Annotated in this window: 19 protein-coding genes and 1 other RNA gene; 18 read left to right on the top strand and 2 right to left on the bottom strand. The window is 60.6% G+C overall.

Annotated elements, in window-relative coordinates; translation table 11 throughout:
- Positions 1-47: 47 nt before the first annotated feature.
- Positions 48-1,259, bottom strand: coding sequence for a pyrophosphate--fructose-6-phosphate 1-phosphotransferase (locus BN1800_RS04030; protein ID WP_027508720.1), 1,212 nt, complete (start codon positions 1,257-1,259; stop codon positions 48-50).
- Between the two features lie 365 nt (positions 1,260-1,624).
- On the opposite strand from BN1800_RS04030, the gene BN1800_RS04025 reads away from it, so the two are divergent.
- The 17 genes from BN1800_RS04025 to murB all read left to right on the top strand — a co-directional run bounded on the left by BN1800_RS04025 (position 1,625) and on the right by murB (position 19,866).
- A complete protein-coding gene (locus BN1800_RS04025) occupies positions 1,625-2,332 on the top strand; it encodes a J domain-containing protein (protein ID WP_027508721.1) in 708 nt (235 codons plus the stop codon).
- Positions 2,329-3,090, top strand: coding sequence for an N-acetylmuramoyl-L-alanine amidase (locus BN1800_RS04020; protein ID WP_086994687.1), 762 nt, complete (start codon positions 2,329-2,331; stop codon positions 3,088-3,090). The genes BN1800_RS04025 and BN1800_RS04020 overlap by 4 nt, the downstream gene beginning before the upstream one ends.
- A 262-nt stretch (positions 3,091-3,352) precedes the next feature.
- Positions 3,353-3,916, top strand: a complete 564-nt coding sequence (locus BN1800_RS04015; protein ID WP_086994684.1) for a lytic transglycosylase domain-containing protein — start codon at positions 3,353-3,355, stop codon at positions 3,914-3,916.
- Positions 3,917-3,970: 54 nt separating this feature from the next.
- Entirely contained in the window at positions 3,971-5,146 is a 1,176-nt protein-coding gene (locus tag BN1800_RS04010; RefSeq protein ID WP_086994681.1) for an NAD(P)/FAD-dependent oxidoreductase, read from the top strand.
- A 53-nt stretch (positions 5,147-5,199) separates the two neighbouring features.
- Positions 5,200-5,597, top strand: an RNA gene (gene rnpB / locus BN1800_RS04005) — RNase P RNA component class A.
- A 416-nt stretch (positions 5,598-6,013) separates the two neighbouring features.
- Positions 6,014-6,454 carry a division/cell wall cluster transcriptional repressor MraZ gene (gene mraZ, locus BN1800_RS04000; protein ID WP_086994974.1) on the top strand — a complete coding sequence of 147 codons (441 nt, stop codon included), beginning with the start codon at positions 6,014-6,016 and terminating at the stop codon, positions 6,452-6,454.
- 14 nt (positions 6,455-6,468) lie between these two features.
- Entirely contained in the window at positions 6,469-7,494 is a 1,026-nt protein-coding gene (gene rsmH, locus BN1800_RS03995) for a 16S rRNA (cytosine(1402)-N(4))-methyltransferase RsmH (RefSeq protein WP_027508726.1), read from the top strand.
- 1 nt (position 7,495) lies between these two features.
- Positions 7,496-7,945 (top strand): cell division protein FtsL, encoded by a 450-nt coding sequence (ftsL, locus tag BN1800_RS03990; RefSeq protein WP_086994678.1) that lies wholly within the window; start codon positions 7,496-7,498, stop codon positions 7,943-7,945.
- A gap of 2 nt (positions 7,946-7,947) precedes the next feature.
- Positions 7,948-9,699: a peptidoglycan D,D-transpeptidase FtsI family protein gene (locus tag BN1800_RS03985; RefSeq protein ID WP_086994675.1), complete on the top strand. Its 1,752-nt coding sequence runs from the start codon at positions 7,948-7,950 to the stop codon at positions 9,697-9,699.
- A gap of 6 nt (positions 9,700-9,705) precedes the next feature.
- Positions 9,706-11,223, top strand: coding sequence for a UDP-N-acetylmuramoyl-L-alanyl-D-glutamate--2,6-diaminopimelate ligase (locus BN1800_RS03980; protein ID WP_179213745.1), 1,518 nt, complete (start codon positions 9,706-9,708; stop codon positions 11,221-11,223).
- Positions 11,220-12,653, top strand: coding sequence for a UDP-N-acetylmuramoylalanyl-D-glutamyl-2,6-diaminopimelate--D-alanyl-D-alanine ligase (locus BN1800_RS03975; protein WP_086994672.1), 1,434 nt, complete (start codon positions 11,220-11,222; stop codon positions 12,651-12,653). Before BN1800_RS03980 ends, BN1800_RS03975 begins: the two co-directional genes overlap by 4 nt.
- 22 nt (positions 12,654-12,675) lie before the next feature.
- A complete protein-coding gene (gene mraY / locus BN1800_RS03970; RefSeq protein ID WP_027508731.1) occupies positions 12,676-13,776 on the top strand; it encodes a phospho-N-acetylmuramoyl-pentapeptide-transferase in 1,101 nt (366 codons plus the stop codon).
- 7 nt (positions 13,777-13,783) lie between these two features.
- Positions 13,784-15,196, top strand: coding sequence for a UDP-N-acetylmuramoyl-L-alanine--D-glutamate ligase (gene murD, locus BN1800_RS03965; protein WP_086994669.1), 1,413 nt, complete (start codon positions 13,784-13,786; stop codon positions 15,194-15,196).
- A gap of 1 nt (position 15,197) precedes the next feature.
- Positions 15,198-16,352 (top strand): putative lipid II flippase FtsW, encoded by a 1,155-nt coding sequence (gene ftsW / locus BN1800_RS03960; RefSeq protein ID WP_086994665.1) that lies wholly within the window; start codon positions 15,198-15,200, stop codon positions 16,350-16,352.
- Between the two features lie 6 nt (positions 16,353-16,358).
- Entirely contained in the window at positions 16,359-17,483 is a 1,125-nt protein-coding gene (gene murG, locus BN1800_RS03955; protein WP_086994660.1) for an undecaprenyldiphospho-muramoylpentapeptide beta-N-acetylglucosaminyltransferase, read from the top strand.
- Positions 17,480-18,895 carry a UDP-N-acetylmuramate--L-alanine ligase gene (gene murC, locus BN1800_RS03950; protein WP_027508735.1) on the top strand — a complete coding sequence of 472 codons (1,416 nt, stop codon included), beginning with the start codon at positions 17,480-17,482 and terminating at the stop codon, positions 18,893-18,895. Before murG ends, murC begins: the two co-directional genes overlap by 4 nt.
- Positions 18,892-19,866: a UDP-N-acetylmuramate dehydrogenase gene (gene murB, locus BN1800_RS03945; RefSeq protein ID WP_027508736.1), complete on the top strand. Its 975-nt coding sequence runs from the start codon at positions 18,892-18,894 to the stop codon at positions 19,864-19,866. Before murC ends, murB begins: the two co-directional genes overlap by 4 nt.
- A gap of 99 nt (positions 19,867-19,965) precedes the next feature.
- Here the strand turns inward: murB and BN1800_RS03940 are convergent, their stop codons facing one another.
- Entirely contained in the window at positions 19,966-21,270 is a 1,305-nt protein-coding gene (locus BN1800_RS03940) for an MFS transporter (RefSeq protein ID WP_086994656.1), read from the bottom strand.
- Positions 21,271-21,835: 565 nt separating this feature from the next.
- Here BN1800_RS03940 and aqpZ point away from each other — a divergent pair.
- The gene (gene aqpZ / locus BN1800_RS03935) at positions 21,836-22,522 is read left to right on the top strand and encodes an aquaporin Z (protein ID WP_086994653.1); all 687 of its coding nucleotides are present in this window, start codon (positions 21,836-21,838) and stop codon (positions 22,520-22,522) included.
- Positions 22,523-22,767: the final 245 nt, after the last annotated feature.

The following is a 22,767-nucleotide window of genomic DNA, read 5'->3' as shown; positions in this document are numbered from 1 at the left end:
CTAATCCCTAGGAAACAAGCAAAGACACCATATTAGCCCTGCGTCAATCATGCTTCCTGGTATTTTTGCCCGATCGTATCCATCACTTCGGCGAACCATCTGGTCGAGAGATCGAAGGCCTTGCCCCCCTTGATGCGGGGGAACTCGATGGTGCGCAATTTGCCGTCCTGTCCCTCGTCGTGGCCGGTGACGCCGGAGATCTTATTGAGCGCGCTTTCGACGGCCAAGTCGACCATGCTCTGGATGAGGCGGAGGTCGTCGGCATTGGCAGGCGCGGAGCGGGCGAAATAGCCGGACTTCTGAACCAGCGAACGCTCCGCATCGAGCAGATTGGCGAACTGCTTCTGGAACCAGCCGCCGACGTTGATCGTGTCGATCTTCACATGACCGAAGGCATCGCGTTTGATAGTCTCGCCGGCGGCTTCCCGCTCCGCGACGATGGCATCGAGGCAGGCGCCTTCAGAGACGAAGACGGTCGCGTGGCCGGTCTTGTCCATGATCTCCTTGAGACGCTCGGCTTCGGCCTGCAGATCAAAAGCCATTTCCGGCAGATAGACGGCATCGATGCTCTTCATGCCCGCATTCATCATCATCCCGTCGACATATTCGTAGTTCTTCGTGCGGCTGAGATAGGCCCGGGCGGTCGCCGCCGTCAGCCAGCCGCAATGACGGCCCATGACTTCGTGGATGACGAGTGTGCGCGGCGCCGCACTCTGCTCGTTGCTGACATTGTCGAAGAAATGCGCACCGACTTCGGCCGCCGTCCAGGCGCCGAGAGACTGGCGGATCGGCACGACGTCGTTGTCGACCGTCTTCGGCAGGCCGACGACGGTAAGGTCGTAATTGTTGGCAGCGAGATAGGCTGCGAGATCGGCGGCAGTCGTGTTGGTGTCGTCGCCACCGATGGTGTGGAGAATGGTGATGCCGTCATCGGCAAGGCGTTCGGCCGCGACGCGCAACGGGTTCTCGCCTTCCTTGACCAGGCCGCGCTTGACGCAATCGGCGGCATTGGTAAGCTTGACGCGGCTGTTGCCGATCGGCGAGCCACCGAAGCGGTGGAGAAGCGGCGCCTTTTCGCGCATTTCCTTGCTGAACTGGATGCTGTCGCCAAGCAGCACGCCCTGATAGCCGGACTTATAGGCAATGAGCTCGGCGTCCGGCGCGACGTCGCTATAGCGTTCGATCAAACCGCCGACGGCGGAGGAAAGACAGGGGGCCAGGCCTCCGGCGGTCAGCATTGCTACTTTCTGTTTGGCCATTTTCCCTCCTTGAGCGCTTCGAGGCGCGATAACATGCAGCTAACGTAACGCATGGATGCGGCAGGGAAAGAGGGCTGTAAAGTAAAGAATTTACGAAAAATGGCCGGTTCCGCAGGAAGAACGCATCTAATCGTTTCAAGCCCGATTTGCCCGCCGAGACGCGCTGTGGAAAATCTCGAGCAGGCAATGGCAGGCTGTTCGAAAGGCGTATGGAAGTGCGCATCCGAGTGCTGTCTTTCGCCTGATAAAGCCGGGACAATTACCGAATTGTGAAAAGTGTTTTCAATCCTACGACCAATCGCCGCCTTGCAAAGGCTATGATTATTTGATCAAGGTATTTTCATATTGCGATGCGAGAAACTTCGATGTCCTTCTGGGAAAAACTGCTGAATGCTGTTGGCAACGCTGCGGGCAACGCGCTCTCGGCGATGGTCGAGGCGATCCGCACGGTTTTCGAGGGTGATCCCGAGACCCGTCGTAAGGTCGCATTCTCCGTCGCCATCATCGCGCTTTCCGCAAAAATGGCGAAAGCTGACGGCGTCGTCAGCGAGAAGGAAGTCCAGGCTTTCCGCGACATCTTCTTCTTTCCTCAGGACCAAGCGAAGAATGTTGCCCGCCTCTACAATCTCGCGCGCCAGGACGTTGCGGGTTACGAGGCCTATGCCGCGAAGCTCTCGTCTCTCTGCGTCAGTTGCACCTCCAATTGCGCGGTGCTGGAAGACGTGCTCGACGGCCTCTTCCACATCGCCAAGGCGGACGGGGCGGTCCATGAGAAGGAGATGAATTTCCTCCATCATATCGGCCAGATCTTCGAGATGAGCGAAGAACGTTTCGAGCAGATCGCGGCGCGCCATGTCTCGATCGGCCGGGATCCCTACAAGGTCCTCGGCGTTTCCCCTTCCGACGATTTCCCGACGATCCGCCGCCGCTATCGTGGCCTCGTCAGCGAGAACCATCCCGACCGTCTGATTTCACGTGGCGTCCCCAGGGAGTTCCATGCGATCGCCAATGAGCGCATGGCTGCCCTCAATGACGCCTATGCGACGATCGAGAAGGAACGCCGCGCCGCATGACCTCTTTCGAGGCCAACTACAGCAAGGCTTCCGTGCAGCCGTCGCCGAACCATGGCGAACGCGCGGGCGGGCGCAAGCCGGAGATGATCATTCTTCATTATACGGGCATGCCGACGGCGGAAGGGGCGCTCGACTGGCTCTGTCGCGAGGAAAGCCAGGTCTCCTGCCACTATTTCGTCCATGAGAACGGCGATGTCGTTCAGCTCGTGCCGGAGGCGCGGCGCGCTTGGCATGCCGGCACGGGCAGCTGGCACGACGAGGGCGATATCAATTCCCGTTCCATCGGCATCGAAATCGCCAATGCCGGGCATCCGGGCGGTTTGCCGGACTACCCAAAAGAACAGATTGCGGCGGTGATCGAATTGTGTCGTGATTGCGGCGAACGTTGGTCGATCGCACCGGAAAGGGTGCTTGCGCACTCGGACGTTGCACCCGTTCGCAAGGTCGATCCGGGCGAGAAATTTCCGTGGGCGGAACTGCATCACGCAGGGGTAGGACACTGGGTCGAACCGGCACCGATCACCGGCGGGCGCTTCTTCCAGCGGGGCGATTGCGGCCAACCGGTCGAGGCCCTGCAGTCGATGCTCTCGCTTTACGGCTATGCTACGGAAATCACAGGTGAATTCTCCGACAAGACGGCGGGTGACGTGGAGGCCTTCCAGCGCCATTTCCGCCAGGAACGCGTCGACGGCATCGCCGACTTTTCGACGATCGATACGCTGCACCGCCTGCTTTCGGCGCTGCCGCGCTATTCATGACGGCTGTGTGACACTCACGCAACGGTTTTGCGCAAACAGCCTTGAATGCTGCACTGCCACATGATTTCCCTATTATCTCCTCATTGCGATGGTCTAACCCCGCTCGCTGAACGGCGCTCGCGGCTGTTTTTGTGTGTAGCTGCGAGAGTCAAAATGAAACGATAAGAATTGCTGCGGAACGTTGCCAGTCCTTGGCACGTGAAACGGGAAGACGGCGAGGCGCGCAGTCCGGTAATTCTTTGGGTCGGAGTAACTAGACTACATGAGACATATGATTATTGGTGCAGCGGCATGCGCAAGCTTGCTGCTGGCAGGGTACGGCTGCGCTTTTGCTGGCGATGCAGCTAATAAAAACAAAGATGGGAACGAGAAAACCCAAACGGTCATTTTCAAGACCGTCGACCGCCAGAGCGGTTATGCAATGCCGGATTTCACGGCCAACAAATATTCCGTTTTGATTGTCAAATACGCCAAGCAATACGATGTGCCTGTCGAGCTTGCCCACGCCGTCGTCCGAGTCGAGAGCAATTTCAACCCGAACGCCCGCGGTAGCGCAGGCGAAATCGGCCTCATGCAGATCAAGCCGGCCACCGCGCGCATGATGGGTTACTCGGGAACGAAGAAGGGACTCTTCGATCCGGAAACGAACATCAAATACGGCATGAAATATCTGGCGGCAGCCCACGATCTCGGCGGCGGACAGACCTGCAACACCATCCTCAAATACAACGCCGGCCACGGCGCACGGAAGATGAACCCGGTCTCGAAAGCCTATTGCGGCAAAGTGCTGGTCCTTATGTCAAGCGCGGCGCAAACCTCGATTTAAGAATATGAATCACATCGGCCGCCATGTTATCTGGACCTCGAAGCGAGGTGAGATATGGCGGCTGATTTCAAATATATCGTCGTCGGCCGCGGGATGATGGGCGCGGCGGCGGCGAAGCATCTGGCGAAACAGACGGGCGGCGTGGCCGTGATCGGTCCCGACGAACCGGAAAACCGCAAGGCGCATCAGGGCGTTTTCGCCAGCCATTACGACGAGGGCCGCATCACCCGAACCGTCGATCCTGATCGCGACTGGGCGCTGCTGGCCAATCGTTCGATCGCCCGATACGCGGAGATCGAAGCAGAGAGCGGCCTCGAATTCTACACCGAAGCGGGTTGCGTCTTCGTGGCGCCGGCGCAGAGTGACTATATCGCCAACACGGCAAAAGCCGCTGCATCGCTTGGTGTCGAAACGAAAGTGCTCGACGAGGCAGGCCTCAAAGCAACGTTTCCGTTCTTTGCCCTGCCGGACGGCTGCGAGGGCGTATTCCAGGTAAAGGGCGCCGGACATATCAGCCCGCGCAAGCTCGTAAAGGCGCAGTCGATTATCGCGGAAATGGCGGGTGCAACAGTCGTTCGCGACTATGTCACGGCGATCCGCGACGAAGGCGGGGTGGTCGCTGTCGAGACTTCGGAGGGCAGGACGTACACGGCGAAAAAGGTGCTGCTTGCGGCGGGCGGTTTTTCCATTGGCGAGAATCTGTTGCCACAATCCGTCGATATGTCGGTTCATGGGCGAACGGTTACACTGTTCGAGGTGAGCAAGGCGCAGGCAGCGGATTTCGTCGCCATGCCGTCGCTGATCCTCAATGCGCCCGGGATCGACATCTATCTGCTGCCGCCGATCTGCTATCCCGATGGAAAATTCTATCTGAAGATCGGCGGCGATCCCGATGACTACCGACTTGAGACGGAGGCGGAACTGCGCGCCTGGTTCCGCACCGAGGGGCGCCCGGCGGCGCGTGATTATCTGATGGCGGTCGCCCGCCGTATTGTTCCGGATTTGAGGCCGCTTTCCGTTTCGACAGCGGCCTGCGCCGTCTCGCACACCAAGGGCGGTTATCCGATGATCGGCTATACTTCGTCTCCGCGGCTTGCGGTTCTCACCGGCTGCGCAGGCACTTCGGCGAAAAGTTCCGACGAGATCGGCCGTCTCGGAGCCGAACTGCTGCTTGAGGGCAAAATCGCGGATCAGGGCTACGCAACGGATTTCAAAGCCGCTTTCCGGTAACATCCGCATATTTCTGGTGGCAATCGGCGGCGCTCTCGGTTATTTGAGCCCTGCCAGTTGGCCGGGCAGCCGCGCTTTACCAATGCCGAAAGGCGGTAAGGTGAGGAAAGTCCGGGCTCCACGGAAATACGGTGCCGGATAACGTCCGGCGAGGGCGACCTCAGGGAAAGTGCCACAGAAAGCAAACCGCCTGCGCTTGCGCAGGTAAGGGTGAAAGGGTGGGGTAAGAGCCCACCGCGTCTCCGGCAACGGCGACGGCACGGTAAACCCCACCGGGAGCAAGACCGAATAGGGATGACGTGGCGGGCGAAAGCCCGCCGGCCGGTTTCCGGGTCAGTCATCCGGGTGGGTTGCGTGAGGCAGCGTGCGAACGCTGTCCCAGAGGAATGGCTGCCACGTTCCGGTTTCGGCCGGAGCCATACAGAACCCGGCTTACAGGCCAACTGGCGATTAACTTCTGTGGCAAGGGCCTCCGGTCGGGAGGCTCTCATTCTCCTGATTCTTCAAGATTTTCTTTTATGGCGACGCCCGAAGGCATGCATGTTTTTCTATTTTCATCGATGCTTTCTGGGACGGCGGGCGAGCCGGTCCTAACCCTTTATTAAACTTAACAGCTTATAAATTTTCGATACTGCGCTCATCGCGAGACGGGCGTTTCCCATTGACGCCCATACGGTCCCATGCTATCCCATAACTGCACTGCACGAGGGCGATCAAGCGCCCATCAATCGCAAAGACAAGGCGTCTTCCTCTTCGGAGGCGCCGGATGGAATCCTGTTCATCCGGCTGGCGAAGCTGTGCCTGAATTTGGGGGTTCCGGGCGTAAGATGTCGGTTCGGGCCCTTTCGGGAACGGATGTTTCGTGTCATGAGCCGCTTCCTTTCAAATGCGACCAACCGGATCGATTCCAAGGGCAGGGTTTCCGTGCCTGCGGCCTTTCGCTCCATTCTGGCGCAGCGCAACGTCCAGGAACTTTATTGCTTCCAGGACTTTGTGTTTCCGGCGATCAGCGTCGGCGGCCCGGACCTTCTCGAAAGGTTCGAGCGGCAGATTGCTGCGGAGGATCCGTTTTCGCCGGATGCGAACGAGATGTCGCTCCTTATCCATGGGGGCGGGGTCTTCATGAAGCTCGACGCCGAGGGGCGGTTGATGGTCACGGATTTCATCCGCGACTTTACCGGCATCTCGGACGAGGTGGCCTTCGTCGGTCGGGCGGATCATTTTCAGCTGTGGCAGCCGCAGGCATTCCAGGCGGCCCAGATACAGGCACGAGGGGAGCGCAGGCTGGCGGGCAGGCGCTCCGGATAGAACGAGGGTACGGAATGGCGGCGAATCCTGGCGGAGGTTCAACTGATGCCGGTGGCGGACCGGTTCGCCACATTCCGGTTCTTCTTGCTGAGGTGCTTTCGGCCCTTCAACCAGCTCCCGGTAAAATCATTCTCGATGGGACCTTTGGTGCCGGCGGCTATACGTCGGCCATTCTTGATGCTGGCGCCGATGTAATCGCGCTGGACCGGGACCCGACGGCAATTGCGGCTGGCCAGGATATGGTCGCTGCCCATGGCGGCCGTCTCAGCCTCGTCCATGCACAGTTCTCCAATCTGGCTGACTATGCGCCTGCCGGCGGGCTCGACGGCGTCGTGCTCGATATCGGCGTTTCCTCGATGCAGATCGACGAGGCCGAACGCGGCTTCTCCTTCCAGAAGAGCGGCCCGCTCGACATGCGCATGTCGGCTTCCGGCGTTTCTGCCGCCGATGTTGTCAATCGCGCAAAAGTCGCCGAGCTCATCCGCATCTTCCATTTCCTCGGCGAAGAAGATCAGGCGCCACGCATCGCGCACGCGATCGAGAAGCGCCGGGCCGAAAAGCCGTTCGAAACGACGCGCGATCTCGCCGGGCTCATCGAGGTGGTGACGCCGCGCAAGATGAAGGACAAGATTCATCCGGCGACCCGCGTTTTCCAGGCGCTTCGCATCTTCGTCAATGACGAGCTCGGCGAGCTCGGGCAGGCGCTCTTTGCTGCCGAGCGCGTCTTGAAGCCGGGCGGCCGTCTCGTTGTCGTCACGTTCCATTCGCTGGAAGATCGTATCGTCAAGAAATTCTTCTCCGACCGCGCGGGCAAGGCGTCCGGCTCGCGCCATCTGCCGATCGCGCATGAGCGTGCCGCGACTTTCGAACCGGTTGGAAAATCCATGATTGCTGCAAGCCAGGCTGAAGCCGAGGCCAATCCGCGGGCGCGTTCCGCCAAGTTGCGTGCCGGAATGCGCACCAATGCGCCGGCCGAAGCTGCGGATATGGCGATCTTCGGATTGCCCAGTCTTGCCAGCCTTGGAAAGCTTGGAGGTTGATATGCTGAGAACGTTCGACGTCGTCCTTATCGGTATCATGACGGCTGCGGCCACCGTGACCTATACGATCAAGCACCGCGCGGAACTGAAGCTCGAAGAGGTCAATCGCCTCGAGGCCGAGATCAAGCTCGAAAAGGATACCATCGATCTGCTCAAGGCCGACTGGGCGCTGCAATCGCAGCCGAACCGGCTGGAGCGTTTGGTGAACAGCTATAATGATGAGCTCAAGCTGCAGCCGACGGACTCGACCGCGCTCGTACAGGTGCGCGAGCTGCCGATGTTGAAGTCGCAGGTTCCGGTTCCGGAAATCACCGAAGCCAAGAACAGCAAAAAGCCCGATGGAAGCACGGGTACGGCCCTTGTTGCCAAGGCGCTGCCGAAGCCTGTTCCGCAGGCGCGCGCCGAAGAGCCGCAAGACGAAAACCTGATGTCAACTGGATCGGTGGAGTAGCCATGTCGTTTCTCTCTCGCATCATGGTCCTGAAAAGCCAGGCGCATTTTTCCTCCGGCGTCTATAACCGCTTCGGTGGCCCGTCGGGCAGCTTGCCGCTCGAGGGTTCGCGCAAGAAGAAGGCAGGTCAGGCCAAAAGTCGCGTCGGCCTGCTGATCCTCGGGTTCACCGCGCTTTACGGCGTCATCGGCGGGCGCCTCGTCGAATATGGGATGAAGGATCCGGAAGTCGTTTCCAGCATCCTGCCGCCTGACCGCCTGATGGCGTCGCGGCCGGATATCCTCGACCGCAACGGCGAGGTGCTGGCGACCGACATCCGCACGGTTTCTCTCTTCGCCGAACCGAACAAGATCGTCGATGCAGACGAGGCGATCGAGAAGCTTTCGACCATCCTGCCCGATCTCGACGTGAAGGGCACTTATAAGAAGCTCTCGGTCAAGAGCTCGCATTTCGCGTGGCTTCGCCGCCAACTCACCCCGAAGCAGCAGAGCCAGATTCTGGCGCTCGGCATTCCCGGTATCGGCTTCCGCCCTGAGAAGCGTCGCTTCTATCCGGGTGGTCCGACGGCCTCGCATATTCTCGGTTACGTCAACATCGACAACCGCGGCGTCGCCGGCATGGAGAAATACATCGATGACCAGGGTCTTGCCGATCTGGCATCGGTGGGCATGACCAGTGACCAGCCGCTCGAGCCAGTCAAGCTCTCGATCGACCTGCGCGTCCAGAACATCGTGCGCGATGTCGTGATAAACGCGGTCACCAATTACGAAGCCAAGGGTGCGGGCGCGGTTGTCCTCAATATTCATACCGGCGAAGTGCTCGGTATGGCCTCTGCGCCGGACTTCGACCCGAACAATCCGCAAGAGGGCGCCAAGGAAGGCTGGCTGAACCGCATGTCGAACGGCACGTTCGAGATGGGCTCGACCTTCAAGACCTTCAGCACGGCCATGGCGCTCGACAGCGGCAAGGTCAGCATCAACGATAGCTTCGATGCGAGCCGCCCGATCCGCATCGGCGGGTTCACGATCAACGACTTCCATGGCAAGCGCCGCTGGCTGACGGTGCCGGAAATCTTCGAGTATTCGTCGAACATCGGCACGGCGAAGATGATCGATATCGTCGGCATAGAGCTGCAGAAGGAATATCTGACGCGCTTCGGCTTGCTCACCAAGATGCAGACGGAACTGCCGGAAGTGAAGATGCCGAGCCAGCCGAAAGTCTGGAAAAAGATCAACTCGGTCACGATCTCCTTCGGCCACGGCGTCTCGACGACGCCGCTGCAGACGGCTGTTGCGGGTGCTGCCCTCGTCAATGGCGGCAAGCTCATCGAGCCGACCTTCCTGCCGCGCACCCGCGAGCAGGCGGACGAGACGGCCGAGGTCGTCGTCAAGAAGAGCACCAGCGACGAAATCCGCTACCTGTTCAAGCTAAATGGCCTCAAAGGGTCGGGGCGCAACGCCGACGTACCGGGCTTCAACGTCGGCGGCAAGACAGGCACGGCTGACAAGGTCGTCAACGGCCGCTACGCGAATGACTTGAATTTCAACGCGTTCATCGCAGCGTTCCCGATCGATAATCCACAATATGTCGTGCTGACGTTCTGCGACGAGCCGCACAACGGCGAAAAGGGCCAGACCATCGCCTCCTACACGGCTGCGCCGATGGTCAGGAACATCATCCGGCGTGCCGCGCCCATCCTCGGTATAGAGCCGCAATTCGGTGAAGACGGATCGGCCTTGCTGGTGTCTTATTGAGTGTGAATGAATAAAAGCGCCGATTCGCGTGGGGTGGGCGGCGTGAGAGAGAAAAGACATTCGATGAAACTGCGGGACATTGCCGGAAGCGCATTTCCGGAAATCAAGGAGCAACTCGAAGGGCCGGTCGGAGGACTGGAAATTTCCGGGCTTTCCGCCGATAGCCGCAAGATCGAAGCAGGAATGGCATTCGTTGCCGTGGCCGGCTCTAAGGCGGACGGCGCGGGCTACATCGCCGATGCCGCCAAGCATGGCGCAGCCCTTGCCGTGTCGGCCCAGGCCGTCGAGGCTTCTATTCCCGTCCTGGCGGTCAAGGAACCGCGCCGTTTTCTTTCCGTCGCCGCATCGCATTTCTATGGCAGGCAGCCGGAGACGATGGTTGCCGTAACCGGCACGGCGGGCAAAACCTCTGTTGCTTCCTTCACGCGCCAGATCTGGGCCTATGCCGGACATCCGGCGGCGATGATCGGCACGACCGGCGTCGTTTCGCCGACACGCAATGAATATGGTTCGCTGACGACGCCCGATCCGGTTTCGCTCCACAAGCTGCTGGCTGATCTTGCCGACGAGGGCGTTACGCATGCTTCGATGGAGGCGTCGAGCCATGGTCTCGACCAGTGCCGGCTGGATGGCGTGAAGCTTTCGGCTGCAGCCTTCACCAATCTCGGCCGCGATCACATGGATTATCACCCCACGGTCGAAAGCTACATGGCCGCCAAGATGCGGCTTTTCGAAACGCTGCTGCCGAAGGGTTCGCCCGCCGTCATCTTCGCCGACGATGCCTGGTCCGCGCAGGCGATCAAGGTGGCGAAGGATGCGGGCCATGATGTCCGTACCGTGGGCCGCAAAGGCGATTATCTGACGCTCAAGCGGGTTGAGCACTTCCGCCATAAGCAGGTCGCCGAAGTGCATATCTATGACGAAATTTTCGAGGTCGATATTCCACTTGCCGGCGATTTCCAGGTCGCCAATGCGCTGGTTGCCGCGGCGCTTGCCATGTCCACCGGCGTTCCGGCCAAGATCGCGATGGCCGCCCTCGAAAAGCTGCAGGGCGCCTCGGGCCGTCTCGAGCTCGTCGGGCATACGAAGGATGGTGCGCTTGCCTATGTCGACTACGCCCACAAGCCGGATGCGCTGGAGAATGTACTGAATTCGGTGCGCCCTTTTACGACCGGGCACGTGATCGTCGTCTTCGGCTGCGGCGGCGACCGCGACCGCGGCAAGCGTCCGATCATGGGCGAGATCGCCTGCCGCCTGGCTGACGTAGTGATCGTCACGGACGACAATCCGCGCTCGGAGGAGCCGGCTTCGATTCGCGCGGAGATCATGGCGGCTGCACCCTGTGCCATCGAAATCGGCGATCGTTCGCAGGCGATCTACGAGGCCGTCGCCATGCTGAAATCCGGCGATACGTTGATCGTCGCTGGCAAGGGGCATGAGGAAGGGCAGACCATCGGGAGCGTGACGCTGCCGTTCTCGGATCATGCCGAAGTGCGCGAAGCTTTGGAGGAGCTGAAATCGTGAACTGGCTCTGGACCACCGATGACATGGTTGCCGCGATGACGGGCCGCCCGTTCGGCACGCTTCCTGAAGGCATCACCGGCATTTCCATAGACAGCCGCTCGATCACGCCGGGCGAGGCCTTCTTCGCCATCAAAGGCGACCGGGTCGACGGCCATGACTTCGCCTCGATGGCGATGGCCAATGGCGCCGCACTTCTCGTCGTCAGCGAAGCCCGCCTTCCGGGGCTCGGCCGTTTGACCGTTCCGATGATCGTCGTCGACGATGTGCTGGCAGCACTCGGCCGGCTTGCCGTCGCCTCGCGTCAGCGTTCACGGGCGCAGATCATCGCGGTGACCGGCTCGGTCGGCAAGACGACGACGAAGGAAATGCTTCGCCACGTTCTTTCGCCATCCGGCAAGGTGCACGCCTCCGTCGCCTCCTTCAACAACCACTGGGGCGTGCCGCTGACGCTCGCGCGGATGCCGCTCGATACGCATTTCGGCGTCTTCGAAGTCGGCATGAACCATCCGGGCGAAATCCGTCCGCTGGTTGAGATGATCCGGCCGCACGTCGCCGTCGTCACGACCATCGCTCCGGCGCATCTCGGCAATTTCAAGAGCATCAAGGAAATCGCCGCGGCGAAGGCGGAGGTTTTCGAAGGCCTGGTGCGCGGCGGGCATGCCGTGCTCAATCGAGACAGCGACCAGTACAATTTCCTCGAACGGACAGCGCAGTCGCTCGGCATCGAGAACATCCATTCCTTCGGCCAGCACGCGAAGGCCGAGTTCCGCCTTGCGGAATTCAACGGCTCGGACGAAAGCTCGGCACTCTGGCTAACGATCGACGGCGACACGTTCGAGGTGGCGATCGGCGCGCCCGGGCGGCATATCGCGGAAAACGCGCTGGCCGCTCTCGGCATTGTGACGCTCGTCAATGCGGACCTCGACAAGGCGATCGCAGCGCTGGCCACCCTGCAGCCCGAAAAGGGCAGGGGCCGCCGCCACAAGTTGTCGATCGGCAACGGCAGCTTCACGCTGATCGACGAAAGCTACAACGCCAACCCCGCCTCGATGCGCGCGGCGATCGCGCTGCTTGCCGCAGCCGATCCGGCTGGCCGCGGGCGCCGCATCGCGGTGCTCGGCGACATGCTGGAAATGGGCGAATACGCGCAAAAGGTCCATTCCGACCTGTCAGGGCCGCTTCTTGCGGCCGGCATCGAACATGTCTGGCTTGCGGGCAAGGATATGCTGGCGCTGAAGGAATCGCTTCCCGACAGCGTGCAGGTCGAATACCGCGAGACGACAGAAGAACTCACGGAATTTGTATTGAACTCGGTCGCGCCGGGCGACGTGTTGATGGTGAAATCGTCCTTGGGGATAGGCTTCGGCAAGATTGTCGCCGCGCTCCTTGACAAGTTTGCGCCATTTGCAGACACGCAACGCGAACGTTGACCGGGTAAACAAGGGGCCCTGAATGCTAATTTGGCTAGTCGAACTGTCGGACCAACTGAAATTTCTGAACCTGTTCAGATACATTACCTTCCGTACAGGCGCCTCTCTCTTCACGTCCGCACTGATCGTCTTCCTTTTCGGGCCGATGATCATCAACTCGCTCCGCATCCGGCAGGGCAAGGGCCAGCCGATCCGCGCCGACGGGCCGCAGACGCATTTCAAGAAGGCCGGCACGCCGACGATGGGCGGGCTGATGATCCTTGCCGGCATTGTCGGCGCCTCGCTGCTCTGGGCCGACCTTTCCAACGTCTATGTGGTGGCGACACTGCTCGTCACCCTCGGCTTCGGTGCGATCGGCTTCTATGACGACTATCTCAAGGTCACGAAGCAGAGCGACAAAGGCTTTTCGGGCAAGGCGCGCCTGGGCATCGAGTTCGTCATTGCGGGCATCGCCGTCTACTTCATGATGCGCACCGCGCTTGCCTCCGGTACCGCAGGCTCGACCTTCGGCTCCTCGGTCGCGTTCCCGTTCTTCAAGGATTTCCTGGTCAATCTCGGCATCATGTTCGTGGTCTTCGGCGGCTTTGTCATTGTTTCGGCTGGCAACGCCGTCAACCTGACAGACGGCCTCGATGGCCTTGCGATCGTTCCGGTGATGATTGCCGCCGCCTCCTTCGGCATCATCGCCTATCTTGCCGGTAACGCTGTTTTCGCGAACTATCTGCAGATCAATTTCGTGCCCGGCACTGGCGAGCTTGCCGTGGTTCTCGGCGCAGTCATCGGTGCGGGTCTCGGCTTCCTCTGGTTCAACGCGCCGCCCGCCGCAATCTTCATGGGCGATACCGGTTCGCTGGCGCTTGGCGGCACGATCGGCACCGTTGCCGTCGCCACCAAGCACGAGATCGTCATGGCGATCATCGGCGGCTTGTTCGTCGCGGAAACGCTCTCCGTCATCATCCAGGTCGGTTTCTTCAAGATGACCGGGCGCCGCGTCTTCCTGATGGCGCCGATCCATCACCATTTCGAGAAGAAGGGCTGGACCGAAAGCCAGGTGGTCATCCGTTTCTGGATCATCGCCGTCGGCCTCGCGATGCTCGGCCTTTCCACCCTGAAGCTGCGGTGAGGCGGTCATGATTCCTGTCACGACGCTTGCAGGAAAGAAGGTCACGCTGTTCGGGCTTGGTGGGTCCGGATTTGCAACGGCCCGCGCGCTCATCCTGGGCGGCGCCCATGTCACGGCCTGGGACGACAATCCAGACAGCGTCACGAAGGCGGCCGCGGAAGGAATCCATACCGAGGACCTCAGAATCGTCGATTGGAGCGTTCAGTCGCTCTTCGTGCTCTCACCGGGCGTGCCGCTCACGCATCCGAAGCCGCATTGGACGGTCGATCTCGCCCGCGCCGCCGGTGTCGATATCGTCGGCGATGTCGAACTCTTCGTGCGCGAGCGCCGGGCGCACGCGCCGGATTGCCCGTTCATCGCCATCACCGGCACGAATGGCAAATCGACGACGACCGCCCTGATTGCGCATATCCTGAAATCCAGCGGCCGCGACACGCAGCTTGGTGGCAACATCGGAACGGCGGTACTGACGCTCGATCCGCCGAAGGCCGGACGCTATTATGTCGTCGAGTGCTCGTCCTACCAGATTGACCTCGCGCCGACACTGAATCCCTCCGCCGGCATTCTGCTCAACCTGACGCCTGATCATCTCGATCGACATGGCACGATGCAGCACTATGCCGGCATCAAGGAGCGGCTGGTTGCTGGCAGCGGTACCGCCATCGTCGGCGTCGATGACAGTCATTGCGAAATGATCGCCGACCGCGTCGAGCGAGCTGGAACGAAGGTGGTCCGCATTTCACGCCGCCATCCGCTGGCCGATGGAATCTATGCTGAGGGTACGAAGCTCATACAGGCTTCTTCCGCTGCGGTTCGACCGCTTGCCGATCTCGACGGCATCCAGACGTTGCGCGGCGGCCACAATGCACAGAATGCCGCCGCCGCGGCCGCAGCTTGCCTTGCCGTGGGCGTTTCGGACGAAGAGATTCGCGCCGGGCTTGCCTCGTTCCCCGGTCTCAAGCATCGCATGCAGCCGGTCGGGACACGCGGCAATGTCATCTTCGTCAACGATTCGAAGGCGACGAATGCGGATGCCGCAGCGCCCGCGCTTTCCAGTTACGATCGGATCTACTGGATCGCCGGTGGTCTGCCGAAAGCGGGCGGCATCACGACGCTTGCGCCGTTCTTCCCGTACATCGCCAAGGCCTATCTGATCGGCGAAGCGGCGGCGGAATTTGCCGCGACGCTCGGCGAGGCCGTGCCCTATGAGATTTCGGGGACGATGGAGCGCGCTGTCGCGCATGCCGCGGCCGACGCGGAAAAAGATGAAACTGGTCCTGTCGCGGTGATGTTATCCCCGGCTTGCGCAAGCTTCGACCAGTACAAGAACTTCGAAGTCAGGGGCGATGCATTTGTCAGCCATGTGGCAGCGCTCGACGGAGTGACCATGCTGATCGGTTCGGCAACAGGAGATAAATGACATGGTGAGCCGTGCGGAACGTGGGCCTTTGGCCGATTGGTTTTGGACCATCGACCGCTTTTTCCTGGCGATGTTCATCTTCCTGATGGGCGTCGGCTTCATGCTCTCCTTTGCGGCCTCGCCCGCCGTTGCCGAGCGCATCGGGCTCGAGCCGTTCCACTTCGTGAAGCGGCACGCGGCTTTCATGATCCCGTCGATCGCCGTTATGGTCGGACTTTCCTTCCTGACGCCGCGGCAGGTGCGGCGGACCGCCATCCTGCTGCTTGTCATCTCGCTCGCCATGATGGTGCTGGCGCTTTTCTTCGGCATCGAGGTCAAGGGCTCTCGGCGCTGGGTGACGCTTGCCGGTATCTCGGTCCAGCCGTCGGAATTCATGAAGCCCGCCTTCGTGGTCGTCTGCGCCTGGCTCTTTGCCGAGCACGCGCGTCAGCCGGAAATCCCGGGTAACCTCTTTGCGATCATCCTCTTCGGCATGGTCGCGGCACTGCTCGTTGCCCAGCCTGACCTTGGCCAGACGATCCTGACGACCGCCGTTTGGGGCGGCATGTTCTTCATGGCGGGCATGCCATGGATATGGATCGTCCTGCTCGGCGTCTGCGGCGCGGGCGGCTTGTTCAGCGCCTATTACGTCTTCCCGCATGTGGCGGGGCGAATAGACAAGTTCATGACCGGCGAGGGCGACACGTTCCAGATCGACACCGCCCGCGAGGCCATCATCCGCGGCGACTGGTTTGGCAAAGGACCCGGCGAGGGCATCGTCAAGCGCATCATCCCGGACGCGCATACCGACTTCATCTTCTCGGTCGCCGCCGAGGAATTCGGCATCGTCTTCTGCATCGCGCTCGTTCTGCTCTTCACGGTCCTTGTTTTGAGGGGGCTATCGCACGCATATAAGGAGAAGAACGACTTCAACCGGTTTGCCGTCGCGGGGCTTGTGCTCCAGATGGGCATCCAGTCGATCATCAATATCGGCGTCAATCTCGAGCTGCTTCCGGCAAAGGGCATGACGCTGCCGCTGATTTCCTACGGCGGTTCGTCCATGGTCGCGATCTGCGTGACCGCCGGCTTCATTCTCGCGCTGACGCGCCATCGCCCGGAAAAACGGGCACAGGAGCGGAGCTTCTTCCGCATGCCGCACGGAATGCCGGCGGAGTAAAAGCCGATGAGCAAAGGTATCATCCTGCTCGCCGCCGGGGGCACCGGCGGCCACGTGTTTCCAGCAGAGGCTTTGGCATATGAGCTGAAGGCGCGCGGTTATTCCGTGCATCTCGTGACAGACAGCCGTGCCGAGCGCTTTGCCGGCAAGTTCCCGGCGGAGGAGATTCATGTCGTGCCGTCCGCGACGATCGGCTCGAAGAATCCGGTTGCGGTCGCGCGCTCGCTCTGGACGCTCTGGACCGGAATGCGGGCCGCGAAGAAACTGATCCAGCAGCTGAAGCCTGCGGTCGTCGTCGGTTTCGGCGGATATCCGACGGTTCCGCCGTTGCTTGCCGCCACGCGTCTCGGCGTGCCCTCGATGATCCACGAGCAGAACGCTGTGATGGGCCGCGCCAACAAGGCGCTAGCGCAGCGCGTCCAGGCGATCGCCGGCGGGTTCCTGCCGGAAAATGGCGGCGCTTATCCGGAAAAGACCGTGACGACCGGAAATCCCGTGCGTCCAGCAATCATCGAAGCGGCGAAGGTGCCGTACAGGCCTTCGCACGCCGGCGAACCCTTCAATCTCGTCGTCTTCGGCGGCAGCCAGGGAGCGCAGTATTTCTCCAAGGCGATGCCGACGGCAATCAGCCTGCTCGACGACGAACTGCGTGCCCGGTTGCGCATCACCCAGCAGGTGCGTCCGGAAGATATGGAGATGGTCAGTGGCTGCGTAGCAAAGCTTGAGATGGGAGCAGATATCGCGCCGTTCTTCACCGACATGGCGCAGCGCCTTGCGAACGCGCATCTCGTGATCTGCCGCTCGGGCGCTTCGACCGTTTCGGAAATTTCGGTGATCGGCCGTCCTGCCGTGCTGGTGCCTTATCCGCATGCACTTGATCACGACCAGGCAGCGAATGCCGCAGCGCTTGCCGCGACCGGGGGTGCGAAGGTCATTCCGCAATCGGAGCTCTCCGCGGAGAAGATCGCTTCGATCCTGGCGCACGTGATGAACGACCCGGAAAAGCTCGCCCGCATGGCGGCCGCCGCAAAGCAGGCCGGGAAACCGGACGCTGCGAACTTGCTTGCGGGCATGGTTGAGGCTATTGCCGCCGGACGTACAGTTGCAGAGTTCAAGGGGACACAGTCATGAAAATGCCGAAGGCGATAGGCCTTGTCCATTTCATCGGCATCGGCGGCATCGGCATGAGCGGCATCGCCGAGGTGCTACACAATCTCGGCCACCGCGTGCAGGGATCGGACCAGGCCGACAGCGCAAACGTGCAGCGCCTGCGCGACAAGGGCATCGAAGTCTTCGTCGGGCACAGGGCGGAAAACCTGGGTGACGCCGAAGTCGTTGTCGTCTCGACCGCCATCAAGAAGAACAACCCGGAGCTTGTCGCCTCGCGAGAGAAGCTGCTGCCGGTGGTGCGGCGCGCCGAAATGCTTGCCGAACTGATGCGCTTCCGCAATGCGATCGCCATCGGCGGCACGCATGGTAAGACGACGACGACATCGCTGGTCGCCACGCTGCTCGATGCGGGCGGGCTCGATCCGACTGTCATCAATGGTGGCATCATTAATGCCTACGGCACGAATGCCCGTATGGGCGAGGGCGAGTGGATGGTCGTCGAGGCCGACGAGTCGGACGGCACATTTTTGAAGCTTCCCGCCGATGTGGCGGTCGTGACGAACATCGATCCGGAACATCTCGACCACTACGGCAATTTCGACGCCGTGCGCACCGCCTTCCGGCAGTTCGTCGAGAACGTACCCTTCTACGGCTTCGGCGTCATGTGCCTCGACCATCCGGAGGTGCAGGCTCTCGTCGGCCGCATCGAGGATCGCAAGGTCATTACCTATGGTGAAAATCCGCAGGCCGACGTGCGCTTCATGAATGTGCGCATCGACGGCGCACGGTCGATCTTCGACGTTGAAATCCGCCGCCGGCGCACGGGGCAAGTCATCAGGCTCGACAATCTCGTAATGCCGATGCCTGGTCGGCACAACATTTCGAATGCGACGGCGGCGATTGCGGTCGCCAATCGTCTCGGCATTTCGAGCGTAGATATCGCAAAGGGGCTCGCCTCCTTTGGCGGCGTCAAGCGGCGCTTCACGCTGACCGGCGAATGGAACAGCGTGCAGATCTTTGATGATTACGGCCATCATCCGGTCGAGATCAAGGCCGTGCTGCGGGCCGCGCGCGAAGCCTGCAAGGGCAGGGTTATCGCCGTTCATCAGCCGCATCGCTACACACGCCTTTCCAGCTTGTTCGAAGAGTTCGCCGCCTGCTTCAACGATGCAGACAGCATTTTCCTTGCTCCGGTCTATGCCGCGGGTGAAGATCCGATCGAAGGCGTGGATTCTGAGGCGCTCATTTCGCGTATCAAGGCGGGCGGTCATCGCGATGCGCGTTTCCTTGCCAACCAGGAGCTTTTGCCGGAAATGGTCGCGGAGATTGCAAAGCCCGGCGATTTTGTGGTTCTGTTAGGTGCTGGGAATATAACTTACTGGGCAGCAGCGCTGCCAAAGCAACTGGAAGGTCTTTCGGGAAAGTCTGCATGAAACAGGTGAATGGGGAAAAGCTTCTCGAGACTCTCGGAGAAGGCGTTAAGGACATCCGCGGCCGCATCACGCCGGATGCCCCCATGGACCGTGTCACCTGGTTCCATGCAGGCGGCCTTGCCGAGCTGATGTTCCAGCCGCATGACGAGGCGGACCTGATTGCCTTCCTGAAAATTCTTCCGAAGAGCGTGCCGTTGACGGTCGTCGGCGTCGGTTCGAATATTCTCGTACGCGATGGCGGCATTCCCGGCGTTGTGCTGCGCCTGTCGGCTAAGGGATTCGGTTCGGTTGAACTTGCGGGTGAGAATCGCATTCTCGCCGGCGCCATCTGCCCGGACAAGCATGTGGCTGCGATGGCGATGGACAACGGCATCGGCGGCCTGCATTTCTTCTACGGCATCCCGGGCAGCATCGGCGGTGCGGCGCGCATGAACGCCGGCGCTAACGGCAGCGAGACCCGCGATCGCCTCGTCGAGGTCAATGCCATCGATCGCAAGGGCAACAAGGTTGTGCTGTCGAATGCGCAGATGGGATACTCCTACCGCCATTCCAAGGCTTCGCCCGATCTCATCTTCACCTCCGTGCTTTTCGAGGGCTATCCGGAGGATCGCGCGAAGATCCGCGCCGAGATGGATGCCGTGCGCAATCATCGCGAGACGGTGCAGCCGATCCGCGAAAGGACCGGCGGCTCGACCTTCAAGAACCCGGAGGGCCACTCGGCCTGGAAGCTGATCGACGAAGCGGGCTGCCGCGGTCTCGTCATCGGTGGCGCGCAGATGTCGTCGCTTCACTGCAATTTCATGATCAACATGGGGCAGGCGACGGGCTACGATCTCGAATATCTCGGCGAGCAGGTCCGCCGCGAGGTCTTCGAAAATTCCGGCATCAAGCTCGAATGGGAAATCAAGCGCCTCGGCGTCTTCATGCCAGGGCGCGAGGTGCGCCCGTTCCAGGGCGTGACAAGCGAGTAGCTGCTATTCGCAGGAAAATTGCCACGCTGCGTGATAGAAATCAAAAAGCCGCGACGGGAAACCGTCGCGGCTTTTTTTGAATTTCACAAGCAATCCGGATCAGACGTCGTCGCGGCCGGATGCCAGGATGCAGATCAGCGTGATCACGGCAGCGAGGCCGAGATAGTAGCCGACATAGAGCATGCCGTAGTTCGCCTGCAGCCAGGTGGCGATGTAGGGCGCCAGCGAGGCGCCGAAGATGCCGGCAAGGTTGAAGGTGATTGACGAGCCGGTGTAGCGCACTGGGGTCGGGAAGGGGGCCGCGAGCGCCGTGCCGATCAGGCCGTATGTCATGCCCATGAGTGCCATTGCGACAATGGCAAAAATGACGATGCTGCCTTCGCCGCCGGTCATCAGGCCAGGCAGGAAGAATGAGAAGATACCGATCAGGACCGTGGTGAGGATCAGCACTTCGCGGCGTCCGAATCGCTCAGCGAGCTTGCCGGCGATCGGGATGAAGATGCCGAAGGCCACTGAGCCGACGATCTGGATTTCCAGCGCGTCCAGGAACGGGATCTTCAGGACCTTGACGTTGTAGGACAGCAGATAGGCCGAGCCGATGTAGAAGAGCACGAAAGTGGCAAGCGCCACGAAGGTGCCGAGGAACAGGCTGCGCTTGTGCTTGCGGAAGAGCTCCGCGACCGGCACGGCAACGCGCTCATGCTTGTCGATCGCCTTCTGAAAGGCAGGCGTTTCGGTGATCGACAAGCGAACCCAGAGGCCGATGACGATCAGTACGATCGAGGCGATGAACGGAACGCGCCAGCCCCAGCTCAGAAGCGCCTCCTGCGAGATGACATGCAGCAGCAGCCAGAAGACGCTGGACGACAGGAAAAGGCCGACGGGTGCGCCGAGCTGCGGGAACATGCCGTACCAGCTGCGCTTGCCTTCCGGCGCATTCTCGGTTGCAAGCAGAACAGCGCCACCCCATTCGCCGCCAAGGCCGAAGCCCTGACCGAACCGGCATAGAGCGAGCAGAAGCGGCGCGACGACGCCGATCGATTCGTAGGAGGGCAGGAGACCGATGATGACCGTGGAGATACCCATGGTCAGGAGAGCGGCGACCAGCGTCGTCTTGCGGCCGATCCTGTCGCCGAAATGACCGAAGACCACAGCACCCAGCGGACGGGCGAAGAAGGCGATCGAGAAGGTGGCAAAGGAAGCGAGAAGGGCGGTGGTCGGATCGTTGTTCGGGAAGAACAGCGTCGGGAAGACCAGGACGGCTGCCGTCGCATAGACATAGAAATCAAAGAATTCGATGGTGGTGCCGACGAGACTCGCGATCAGAACGCGCGCCGGGGAATTGACTTGCGCAATGTTCGATGAAGCGGAGGTCGGCGATACGGGAGCTATCGCATCAGTCATTTTTATTCCATTCGGGATTTATCAGGAGCACCCTTGGGTCGAAGGGGTCTTAGAACACTATTGCGTTGAACATGTAAATTCTATCTGCATGCGCATCAAGCTAGATACTATCTGGAATATAGATAGATCTCCGCTTTTGCCGCCGAACATGGTCGCTCTCTGGTATGGGCCGGGCTTTACAAAAGGCGCCGTCAGCACTCAGGCTGCAAGAAACTCGAGGAGGATCTTGGTCTCAAGCTGTTCGACCGATCAGGACGCAATCCAGCACTCACTTCAACCGGTGAACGGCTCCTGCTTGAAGCCAAAGTTATCCTTGGACCGTCGAGAACCTGATCAGTGCCGCCAGCCTCAGATGTTCCAGACTCCTTCAATACGCAATTTCAATTCCGCAAACGCCGAATGAGCAGGAAAGTGATGAAATCCGATACGCCTGCACCGCAATGATTTCTTCTCGCGGATCATGGTCCAGCGGTGTGGCCCGCTACCCCAAATTGAAGGCATTGACGCGAATCGCTTTCAAGCGGCGTCTTCGTTCTCTCTCTGGTTGAGAGCGAAGGAGGAAAATATGCAGAAAAGTCTTATTGCAGAGTTTTTGGGAACGTTCTGGCTGGTGTTCGGCGGATGCGGCAGCGCCGTTCTTGCCGCGGCCTTTCCGGAACTTGGTATCGGTTTTACCGGTGTTTCATTGGCGTTCGGTCTGACCGTCCTGACGATGGCTTACGCCGTGGGCGGCATTTCCGGCGGACATTTCAATCCGGCTGTTTCCATAGGCCTTGCTGTTGCTGGCCGATTCCCGGTGGGACGCCTCATTCCTTACATCGTCGTGCAGGTGATCGGCGCCATTGCGGCGGCCGCGCTCCTCTATCTCGTTGCGAGCGGCAAGGCCGGCTTTGAATTGGGAGGCTTTGCCTCGAACGGTTATGGCGAGCATTCTCCGGGCGGCTATTCACTGATCTCGGCATTGGTCATCGAAGTCGTGCTGACGCTGTTCTTCCTGATCGTCATCCTGGGTTCGACGCATGTCAGGGCACCTGCGGGCTTCGCACCGCTTGCGATCGGCCTGGCGCTGACGTTGATCCACCTGATCTCGATCCCGGTGACGAACACCTCCGTCAATCCTGCGCGTTCGACTGGTCAGGCTCTATTCGTCGGCGGTTGGGCTCTGCAGCAGCTTTGGCTCTTCTGGCTGGCGCCGATTGTCGGCGGCGCGCTTGGAGGGCTTGTCTGGAAACTGCTCGACAAGGACGACTGAGGGCGGCCTTCACCGTCTACCCAGCAAACCCGCACGGACCATCTGTGCGGGTTTTTTCATGCTGTGAACGAACTTCAGCATGTTGCCGCAACGTGCTGGTTGGACTCGCAAACTCCTCCGCGCCGCTGGCTCCAGGAAGAGGTCGAGAACTCTCCAAGAGGCTTCGGTTAATAAAAGTAAACACTTCATTAACCATAATGTTGTCATATCCCTCCCATGTCTGAAGCGAAGCGGATTCGCGGGCA

Source organism: Rhizobium sullae (assembly GCF_900169785.1).
Taxonomy (GTDB): domain Bacteria; phylum Pseudomonadota; class Alphaproteobacteria; order Rhizobiales; family Rhizobiaceae; genus Rhizobium; species Rhizobium sullae.
Note: the sequence above shows the minus strand (reverse complement) of the source record. Positions and strands in the feature narration are given on the sequence as shown.